Below are 9426 nucleotides of genomic sequence, written 5' to 3'. Positions count from 1 at the left end.
TAGATGAAAGAATTTGCTTGGCGACCATAGCGTTGCGGACCCACCTGATCCCATGCCGAACTCAGACGTGAAACGCAGCAGCGCCGATGGTAGTGTGGGGTCTCCCCATGTGAGAGTAGGACATCGCCAGGCTTTAATTACTAATTTGTCTACTGTAGCTTGCCGTTTTTGAGTGCTGCGATGCTCATGTACTGAATGTACACTGCGCTTCTCGCATCAAAATCGTCATCGCACAGCGACAAATTACTCAAACAAAGCAGTGAAGCGTAAGACTTTGTTTAGATAAAATTTTGCTGGTATAGCTCAGTTGGTAGAGCGCACCCTTGGTAAGGGTGAGGCCCCCAGTTCAAATCTGGGTACTAGCACCAGAATTTGCTTAGCGACAATAGCGCTGTGGTACCACCTGATCCCATGCCGAACTCAGACGTGAAACGCAGCAGCGCCGATGGTAGTGTGGGGTCTCCCCATGTGAGAGTAGGACATTGCTAAGCACCTCCTTCAAAACCCAGCCTTTGGCTGGGTTTTTTCATTTCTGCTATCTGCTATTTTCACTGTCTCTTTCGCTAGCCAACTGCTTTCATTAGAATTATTCATTATGTCCTTAACTATCTATAATTCTTTTAATGCGGTAATGCTTGCAGAGTGAGTAGAAATTCTATAATTTTTGGGTATCTGGACGTCTGTACATCTTAGGGAGAGCAACACATGCCCATTAAAATTCCTGATCAGTTACCGGCAACAGATATTCTTCGTAGTGAGAATATCTTCGTCATGTCTGCAAAACGCGCTGCCAGTCAGGAAATTCGCCCGCTGAAGGTATTGTTGCTTAATCTGATGCCGAAAAAAATTGAAACTGAAACTCAGTTTCTCCGTCTGTTATCAAACAGTCCTCTGCAGGTGGATGTTGAGTTATTGCGGATTGATAACCGCCCGACGAAAAATACGCCAATGGAGCATCTGGACACCTTCTACCGGCAGTTCGAAATGGTGAAGCACCGAAATTTCGACGGCTTGATTGTGACAGGTGCTCCGCTGGGCCTGGTGCAGTTTGAAGATGTGCTGTACTGGGAAGAAATCCAGGCCATTCTGAACTGGGCGAAAGGGCATGTGACTTCGACCATGTATGTGTGCTGGGCCGCTCAGGCTGGGCTTAAGCTGATGTACGATTTGCCTAAGCGTACCCGCAAAGAGAAATTATCAGGTATCTACACCCATAGAGTCCACAATCCCCATCATCCTCTTCTGAGAGGGTTTGACGATACCTTTTGGGCTCCTCACTCCCGTTATGCTGACTTCTCGCCTGAGTTTTTATCCGAGCACACTGCTCTGGACATTCTGGCCACCTCTGATCAGGCAGGCGTGTATCTGGCCGCCACCAAAGATAAGCGCAATGTCTTCGTGACCGGACATCCTGAATACGATGCCCATACATTACATAATGAATATATGCGTGATTTGGGGGAAGGGATGGAGCCCAAGATTCCTGTGAATTATTATCAGGATAATGATCCGGATAAACCGCCTGTGGCAAGTTGGCGCAGTCATGGTCATCTGCTGTTTGCTAATTGGCTGAATTATTGTGTCTACCAGCAAACGCCTTATGATCTGGAGCATTTCTCGGAAGACAAATTCACCAAGGACGACTGATTGAGGTTGCCCTCGCAAACAAAAAGACCTGCCAAAGCAGGTCTTTTTCATGGTCAGGATTCGGGTATTCAAGATTTGGGAGCGGTTTCCGGCTGCGGGTGAGCCGGAGCCGCTGGCTCATTTTCTTTTGCTTTATTTGCTTCCCAGAGTTTCGCTTTTTCGATCATTGGTGTGATGGTTGAACCCTGGATCAGGATAGAGAACACCACAACCGAATAGGTCATCACCAGGATAATCTCTTTCACATCAATGTTTTTTTCCGGAATGACGATAACGCCGGCAGGAATTGCCATCGCCATCGCCAGAGCCAGACCGCCACGCAAGCCACCCCAGGTGAGGATCTTCACCGATTCGGGATTGTATTGGCGATAGCGTTTAAAGCCAAGATATGACAGCTTCACACTCAGATAGCGCGCCAGCAGCACCAGCGGTACCGCAATCACCATCAGTGTCCAGTCTTCCTCATGGAAGCTGAATGACAGCATGCTCATACCAATCAGCAGGAAGAGTACACCGTTCAGGAACTCATCAACCAACTCCCAGAAGTGATCCAGATGATCTTCACTCTCTTTAGAAAAGCCGATATAACGGGTCCAGTTGCCTATCATGATACCGGAGACCACCATAGCGAGCGGCCCGGACACATGAATCACATCGGCAAAAGCATACCCTGCCGTTGGGATCCCCAGGGTCAGCAGCAGCTCCATGGAGTGATCATCGGTCGAACTGATCAGGTAATGGAACAGCAGGCCGAGAACAAAACCATAGGTTATACCACCAATGGCTTCCTGCAGGAAAAGATGGCCAACGCCCAGCACAGTAGGGGCTTCATCACCAAAGGCGATGGTAAACAAAGTCACAAAGATGACCAGACCAAAACCATCGTTAAACAGCGACTCACCTTCAATTTGGGTGGAGATGCGGCGCGGTGCGTGCAGTTTTTTCACTATCGCCAGCACGGCTATCGGGTCGGTCGGTGAAATTAATGCGCCGAACAGCAGGCAGTAAATCAGGTCAAACTGGATTCCCAGCATCTGGCATATCCACCACAGACTGCCACCGATGAAAAAAGTGGAGAACAGTGTGGCCCCCAGAGCCAGAATGGTGATTTCCCATTTTTGATCTTCGAGATGTGGCAGCTTGATCCCTAAACCGCCGGCAAAAAGCAGGAAGCCCAGTATGCCTTTTAGCAGAAAGCTTTCGAAGTCGATCTGACCCAGCTGCTCTGCAGCGATTTCTTCCAGGTGAAACCAGCCGTTGTGACCTGCGATCACAATCCCGAGCGATAAAATAATAGCACCGGCTGTGATGGCGATAGTGGTTTGCATCTTGCCTATTTTGTGGTTAATAAAGGCAATAACCATCGCGGCGGCGGCGAGAAAACAGAGGGTACTGTATACCGACATCCTTGATCCTCATCTGTTGTTAAAGTGTTAAGCAAAAATTGTGACAAAATATAAATGTTCGGGCCTCTGATAGCCATAAAAACTTTAGGCTTACGCTTGGATAATAAGTTTTCGCAAACGATGTATGGACGTCTAGATTTCCAATCAGGCTGTGATAGGATGTTAGCAGCTGATAGGTTTAAGTGTAAGGAAGTAAGCAGTGTCGAAGGGAACGGATTTATTACAAAAGCGACTTAAGGAACAGATCCTCATTATCGATGGGGGCATGGGCACCATGATCCAGAGCTACAAGCTGGATGAAGAGGATTACCGTGGTGAACGTTTTTCTGATTGGCATTCGGATCTTAAAGGCAATAATGATCTGCTGGTACTCTCCCAGCCGCAACTGATCAAGGATATTCATTCCGCTTACCTTGAAGCCGGCGCCGATATTCTTGAGACCAACACCTTCAACGCAACGACCATCGCCATGGCTGACTATGACATGGAGAGCCTGAGCGCTGAGATTAATTTCGAAGCGGCTAAGCTGGCCCGCCAGGTGGCTGATGAATGGACGGCGAAAACCCCGGACAAGCCGCGCTTTGTGGCCGGTGTGCTCGGCCCGACCAACCGTACCTGTTCGATATCGCCGGATGTCAACGATCCCGGTTTCAGGAACGTGTCGTTTGATCTGCTGGTAGAAGCGTATTCCGAATCAACCCGCGCCCTGATAGCCGGCGGGGCCGATATCATCCTGATCGAAACGATTTTTGATACCCTGAATGCCAAAGCCTGTGCGTTTGCCGTGGATACGGTCTTTGAAGAGCTGGGTGTGACTTTACCTGTCATGATTTCAGGCACAATCACCGATGCCTCCGGCCGTACCTTATCAGGACAAACCACTGAAGCCTTTTACAATTCTCTGCGGCACGTCAAACCTATTTCGTTTGGCCTTAACTGTGCATTGGGACCGGATGAGCTGCGTCAGTATGTGGAAGAATTATCGCGTATTTCGGAGTGTGCGGTCTCAGCGCACCCGAATGCCGGCCTGCCTAATGCGTTTGGCGAATATGATCTGGAAGCCGCTGAAATGGCCGAGCATATCAAAGAGTGGGCAGAGTCCGGCTTCCTGAACCTGGTGGGCGGTTGCTGTGGTACCACGCCAGAGCATATTCGTGAAATGGCCCGGGTGACGGCGAATGTCCCGCCACGTCCATTGCCTGAGATCCCTGTTGCCTGCCGCTTGTCAGGTCTCGAGCCGCTGACCATTGAAAAAGACACTTTATTTGTCAATGTCGGTGAGCGCACCAATGTGACAGGTTCGGCCCGTTTTCGTCGCTTGATCAAAGAAGAGCTGTATGACGAAGCGCTGGAAGTGGCGCGTCAGCAGGTGGAAGCCGGCGCTCAGATCATCGATATCAATATGGACGAAGGCATGCTGGATGCCGAAGCTGCCATGGTGCGCTTTCTGAATCTGTGCGCTTCTGAGCCTGAAATTTCCCGCGTCCCTATTATGATTGACTCTTCAAAGTGGGAAATACTGGAAGCCGGCCTGAAGTGCGTGCAGGGAAAACCCATTGTTAACTCAATTTCTCTCAAAGAAGGCAAAGAGAAGTTTGTTGAGCAGGCGAAACTGATCCGCCGCTATGGTGCAGCTGTGATTGTGATGGCGTTCGACGAGGTCGGTCAGGCCGATACCCGTGAGCGTAAGATAGAGATCTGTACCAATGCCTACCGCATTCTGGTGGATGAGGTGGGTTACCCGCCGGAAGATATCATTTTTGACCCGAATATTTTTGCGGTAGCCACCGGGATTGATGAGCACAATAACTACGCGGTGGATTTCATTGAAGCCGTGGGAGACATCAAGCGCACTCTGCCGCACGCCATGGTCTCGGGCGGCGTATCGAATGTGTCTTTCTCGTTCCGTGGTAATGATCCTGTGCGGGAAGCGATTCATGCCGTGTTCCTGTATCACTGTTTCAAAAATGGCATGGATATGGGCATAGTGAATGCCGGTCAGCTGGCCATTTACGATGACCTGGCAGACGAGCTGCGCGAAGCGGTGGAAGATGTTGTGTTGAACCGCCGGGATGATTCTACTGAGCGCCTGCTGGATCTTGCGGACAAATACCGGGGCAGCGGCGAAGCGGTAGAAGATAAAACAGCCGCTGAATGGCGCGGCTGGCCGGTCGATAAGCGTCTGTCCCATGCGCTGGTCAAAGGGATCACTGAGTTTATTGTTGAAGATACCGAAGAAGCCCGTCAGAACGCAGAAAAACCGTTAGAGGTCATAGAAGGGCCTTTGATGGCAGGGATGAATATAGTCGGTGATCTGTTCGGTGAAGGAAAAATGTTCCTGCCTCAGGTGGTGAAATCAGCCCGGGTGATGAAACAGGCGGTCGCCTATCTCGAACCTTACATCAATGCTGAGAAGCAAGCAGGACGTACTAACGGCAAAATACTGCTCGCCACGGTGAAAGGCGATGTGCACGATATCGGCAAAAACATTGTCGGTGTGGTGCTGCAGTGTAATAACTACGAGATCATCGACCTGGGTGTCATGGTGTCTTGCGACAAGATCCTGAAAGTGGCCAAAGAAGAGAAGGTCGATATTATCGGCCTCTCCGGGCTGATCACGCCTTCACTCGATGAAATGGTGCATGTCGCCAAAGAAATGGAGCGTCAGGGGTTTGATCTGCCTCTGCTGATTGGCGGGGCAACCACCTCCAAGGCCCACACGGCGGTCAAAATTGAGCAGAACTACCATGCCCCGGTCGTTTATGTCTCAAACGCCTCGCGTGCTGTCGGGGTATGTTCGGCACTCTTGTCAGATGCCCAGCGGCCGGCGTTTGTTGAGCGTCTTGACCAGGAATACGAGGTGGTGCGTGAGCAACACGCCCGCAAGCGTCCACGAAGTGCACCTGTCAGCCTGGAAGCGGCCCGTGCCAATAAAGTGGCGATCGACTGGAATAGCTACACCCCTCCCGCGCCGCAAAAGCCGGGGATCCACGTGTTCAAGGATTTTGATATTGCGACATTGCGGCGTTATATCGACTGGACGCCCTTCTTTATGACCTGGTCGCTGAGCGGCAAATATCCCACCATTTTGCGCCATGAAGTCGTGGGCCAGGAAGCCCAGCGCTTATTTGACGATGCCAATCAGCTGCTGGACGACATCGAAGTCAGCGGCATGATAAAGGCCAATGGCGTCTGTGGGCTGTTCCCGGCCAATAATATTGGTGATGATATCGAAGTCTACACCGATGAGAGCAGAACCCAGGTACTGACAACCTTGCGCGGGCTGCGCCAGCAGACAGAAAAACCTAAAGGGCCGAATTACTGTCTGTCGGATTACATTGCCCCGAAAGAAAGCGGTAAAGCCGACTGGATTGGTGCTTTTGCGGTAACCGGCGGTATCGGTGAATATGAGATTGCCGATCAGTTCAAAGCCAAAGGTGACGACTACAACGCGATCATGATTCAGGCGGTGGCTGATCGTCTTGCCGAAGCCTTTGCAGAATTCATGCACGAAACGGTCCGTAAGGAGATCTGGGGCTATGCACCGGGCGAGAACCTGAGTAACGAAGATCTGATCCGTGAAAAATATCAGGGTATCCGGCCTGCGCCAGGCTATCCCGCTTGCCCGGAACACACAGAGAAAGGCGAGATTTGGAAGCTTTTGGATGCTGAAGTCAATACCGGCATGATCCTGACAGAAAGCTACGCCATGTGGCCGGGCGCAGCCGTATCGGGCTGGTACTTCTCACATCCGGAATCGCGCTATTTCGCCGTTGCGCAGATCCAGCGCGATCAGATGGAAAGTTACGCCGAGCGTAAAGGCTGGGATGAGCTTGAAGCGGAGAAATGGCTGGGGCCAAACCTTTGATGGTTGTCCACTGAAAACAAAAAGGCGCTCAATGAGGGCCTTTTTTTATGGTTTACGAAAGGTGATGAAATCACATGTGTTTGATTTTACGTAGCTTTTATGTGGTTTGTAGGTCATATCAGTCTAAGAAAGGTAGTTAAAGTGGGCATATTGTGGACGCTCTATCTGCCATTTTACTCAGCGGATTGAACCTTACTGCATCTACCAGGTGATCAGGTGCGAGATGGGCGTATGCCATCGTTTGAGCAATGCTTGAATGACCAAGTATGTCTCGCAGTGTGAGGATGTTTCCCCCTGCCATGATAAAGTGACTGGCAAAGGTATGTCTCAATACATGCACCTTTTGCCCTTTAGGTAATCCAAAATCCAGTTTTTCCAAGATTTCATACAACTCCGCCTGAGGGTCAAATGAAAAAACATCGCTTCCTGATTGGGGATATATGCGGTGATACAGCTCCTCACTGATTGGAACTGTTCTTGGTTTGCCTGTTTTCGTGTTGGTAAACCGGATACGGTATGGCGAAAGGTTGCTTGCTTTTAATGTGATTGTTTCTCTCCATCTTGAGCCTGTTGCTAAGCATATTTCAACGGCCATCATCAGTTCTTTATCATGCTTCACTGCATCCAATAACTGACTGATTTGGCTTTCGGTTAAAAATGTCATTTCTCTTCGGGTAATTTTGGGAAGCTTAAATCCTTTTATCGGGTGAGTACCTGTGAAATCCCCTGTAGAGGTAAGCACTGTAAAAACATTACTTACAGTGCTTATCAAGCGGCTAATCGTTGCTGGCTTCTGCCCCTTCTCTTGTCTGTAGTGCACCCAATCAGAAAGCAATTTGTTATCAATCTTATTGACAGGCGGATCACCTAGCTCAGTACAGATCAATTCAAGTTTTTTCAGGTAATTACTCGCCGTCCTTTTAAATTGCCCTGACTTTTTCCACCATATTTCAATCAGTTCAGATAGTTTCCTGTTATCTACTGGAGGGCCTAACCACTCTTTGTTATGTGCCCTTGCAAGAATGTATTTTTCGTAAGCCAATGCTTCAGCTTTCTTGTCAAATTTCCGCCTGAAGCGTTTGCCATCCCTCCCGGCTGGCCTGATATCGACCAGCCATTTATCACCATCCTTTTTAATACTCATAGTGACCTCATCACCATTGCAGCACGACCGATTATTTTTAGACGCTTGAGATCTTCTCCTGCCATTTCAAAATCTTCATAGCTCGGATTATCTGAAACCACTCTGTAGGATTGATTTAAAATATTCCATTTCAATCGCTTAACATAAACCATTTCATCAATACGAATGACATAGACCCCATCTTTGACAGGCTCGGTTAGTTCTCGGGTATCGACAAGTATCCGATCACCATCATCCATTGTTGGCAGCATGCTTTCACCCGAGCAAAATACAATTGCTGAGTACTCAGGGAGAAGCCCGAGGCTTCGAACTAATGCAGTTGATACTGTAAACACGCTTGTTTGATATTCCGTATTACTAAGACAGCCAGCCCCGGCGGCGGCTTGAACGTTAAACTCTGGAATGTCTATGGTATCCACTTCATTCACAGGTAGTGCTTCAAAAATCGCAGATGCGTTTGACTCTGGTTTTTGTGACTTCAAAGGTTTCGTATATTCCAGCTCTCTATATTTCTCTCCGGTTTCCTTTAGTTCCCTCATGGTCTCCAGACTGTTCTTTTTTTCAACATCTGTTCCATATTTTTCGATTAGTGCTTTTTGTGTTTCTTCGTGTAAATTCGAAATGTGGTACTCAATAGCACTTCCTTTCCCTTGCGCCTTCCTCTTTAACCAGTTGTTTCTAATGGCTTTTGCGGCTACTGCTTGTCTACTGTTCGGCATGCTGTCAAGCAAACATAGTTCAGTCGTTAGATACCATTCCTTCATAACCAATCATTTCCATTATTGACAGATGTGGGGTTGTCGTGCGTTAATGCCGAAAGGTTATCAAAGGTAACTAATCGAGTTTCAGCAAGAAACGCACACGAAAGGTAATGATAGGTTAAAAAATGAAAACAGAAAACAACATCCGTCAACATAGTGCTCCATTTGTAACCCCTCAGATGTATGCAGAGATAACAGGACAGACTCTTGATGCTGTTCGAGGCCAGATAAAACGGGGCATGTTGCCTGTACTGAAACGTGAGCGGAACGAGCGAGGCCTGAATTTCATCAATATGAGGGCGCTTGAGCAATTGGCTGTAGAACAGGCAGAACAATATCAGGATTGGAAATCAGCAATTTAAGGGGGATTCATGGATCCGATTCACGCCCCTTGCCCGGACATGGCTGGCATGGTCAGCCCTGATCCCGAAAAACGCCAGCGCGCTGTGTTCCTGCTGGGTAAATTGCGGGAAAAGCACGGGATACGAAAGCGCACTTACACACCCCGCCCGATGAATTACAGATGCACGCCAACAGGCTGCTATGAGGTCAATGAGTAATGCAACACGGTACGGTTTTTACTCGTCATTTCTTAAAACG

General features: G+C 48.9%; 7 protein-coding genes, 1 tRNA gene and 2 rRNA genes. 7 read left to right on the top strand and 3 right to left on the bottom strand.

All coding sequences use genetic code 11. The features are described from left to right. Window positions 1-16 precede the first annotated feature (16 nt). The 4 genes from rrf (P0Y67_RS21540) to metA all read left to right on the top strand — a co-directional run bounded on the left by rrf (P0Y67_RS21540) (window position 17) and on the right by metA (window position 1647). Window positions 17-132 (top strand): 5S ribosomal RNA (gene rrf, locus P0Y67_RS21540). A 160-nt stretch (window positions 133-292) separates the two neighbouring features. After that, window positions 293-368, top strand: a tRNA-Thr gene (locus tag P0Y67_RS21535). A gap of 7 nt (window positions 369-375) precedes the next feature. After that, a 5S ribosomal RNA gene (gene rrf / locus P0Y67_RS21530) occupies window positions 376-491 on the top strand. Between the two features lie 214 nt (window positions 492-705). Next, on the top strand, window positions 706-1647 hold the full coding sequence (metA, locus tag P0Y67_RS21525; protein ID WP_342393523.1) for a homoserine O-acetyltransferase MetA: 942 nt from the start codon (window positions 706-708) through the stop codon (window positions 1645-1647). 68 nt (window positions 1648-1715) lie between these two features. Here the strand turns inward: metA and P0Y67_RS21520 are convergent, their stop codons facing one another. After that, a complete protein-coding gene (locus P0Y67_RS21520; protein WP_342393522.1) occupies window positions 1716-3053 on the bottom strand; it encodes a cation:proton antiporter in 1338 nt (445 codons plus the stop codon). 199 nt (window positions 3054-3252) lie between these two features. Between P0Y67_RS21520 and metH the strand changes: the two genes are divergently transcribed. Further along, the gene (gene metH, locus P0Y67_RS21515) at window positions 3253-6921 is read left to right on the top strand and encodes a methionine synthase (RefSeq protein ID WP_342393521.1); all 3669 of its coding nucleotides are present in this window, start codon (window positions 3253-3255) and stop codon (window positions 6919-6921) included. Window positions 6922-7057: 136 nt separating this feature from the next. On the opposite strand, the gene P0Y67_RS21510 is transcribed toward metH, so the two are convergent. Beyond that, entirely contained in the window at window positions 7058-8065 is a 1008-nt protein-coding gene (locus P0Y67_RS21510) for a phage integrase (protein WP_342393520.1), read from the bottom strand. Next, on the bottom strand, window positions 8062-8829 hold the full coding sequence (locus P0Y67_RS21505; protein ID WP_342393519.1) for a helix-turn-helix domain-containing protein: 768 nt from the start codon (window positions 8827-8829) through the stop codon (window positions 8062-8064). The genes P0Y67_RS21510 and P0Y67_RS21505 overlap by 4 nt, the downstream gene beginning before the upstream one ends. Window positions 8830-8951: 122 nt before the next feature. On the opposite strand from P0Y67_RS21505, the gene P0Y67_RS21500 reads away from it, so the two are divergent. After that, on the top strand, window positions 8952-9188 hold the full coding sequence (locus tag P0Y67_RS21500) for a hypothetical protein (protein WP_342393518.1): 237 nt from the start codon (window positions 8952-8954) through the stop codon (window positions 9186-9188). A 9-nt stretch (window positions 9189-9197) separates the two neighbouring features. Then, window positions 9198-9386, top strand: coding sequence for a hypothetical protein (locus P0Y67_RS21495; protein WP_342393517.1), 189 nt, complete (start codon window positions 9198-9200; stop codon window positions 9384-9386). Window positions 9387-9426 lie beyond the last annotated feature (40 nt).

The sequence above is a fragment of the Photobacterium sp. SP02 genome, from assembly GCF_038519165.1.
GTDB lineage: Bacteria > Pseudomonadota > Gammaproteobacteria > Enterobacterales > Vibrionaceae > Photobacterium > Photobacterium halotolerans.
Note: the sequence above shows the minus strand (reverse complement) of the source record. Positions and strands in the feature narration are given on the sequence as shown.

Excerpts from the sequence above, each read along its gene's own strand:
- P0Y67_RS21505 (WP_342393519.1), bottom strand. The coding sequence starts at position 8,829 with ATGAAGGAATGGTATCTAACGACTGAACTATGTTTGCTTGACAGCATG.
- P0Y67_RS21495 (WP_342393517.1), top strand. The coding sequence starts at position 9,198 with ATGGATCCGATTCACGCCCCTTGCCCGGACATGGCTGGCATGGTCAGC.
- P0Y67_RS21500 (WP_342393518.1), top strand. The coding sequence starts at position 8,952 with ATGAAAACAGAAAACAACATCCGTCAACATAGTGCTCCATTTGTAACC.
- P0Y67_RS21520 (WP_342393522.1), bottom strand. The coding sequence starts at position 3,053 with ATGTCGGTATACAGTACCCTCTGTTTTCTCGCCGCCGCCGCGATGGTT.
- P0Y67_RS21510 (WP_342393520.1), bottom strand. The coding sequence starts at position 8,065 with ATGAGTATTAAAAAGGATGGTGATAAATGGCTGGTCGATATCAGGCCA.
- metA (WP_342393523.1), top strand. The coding sequence starts at position 706 with ATGCCCATTAAAATTCCTGATCAGTTACCGGCAACAGATATTCTTCGT.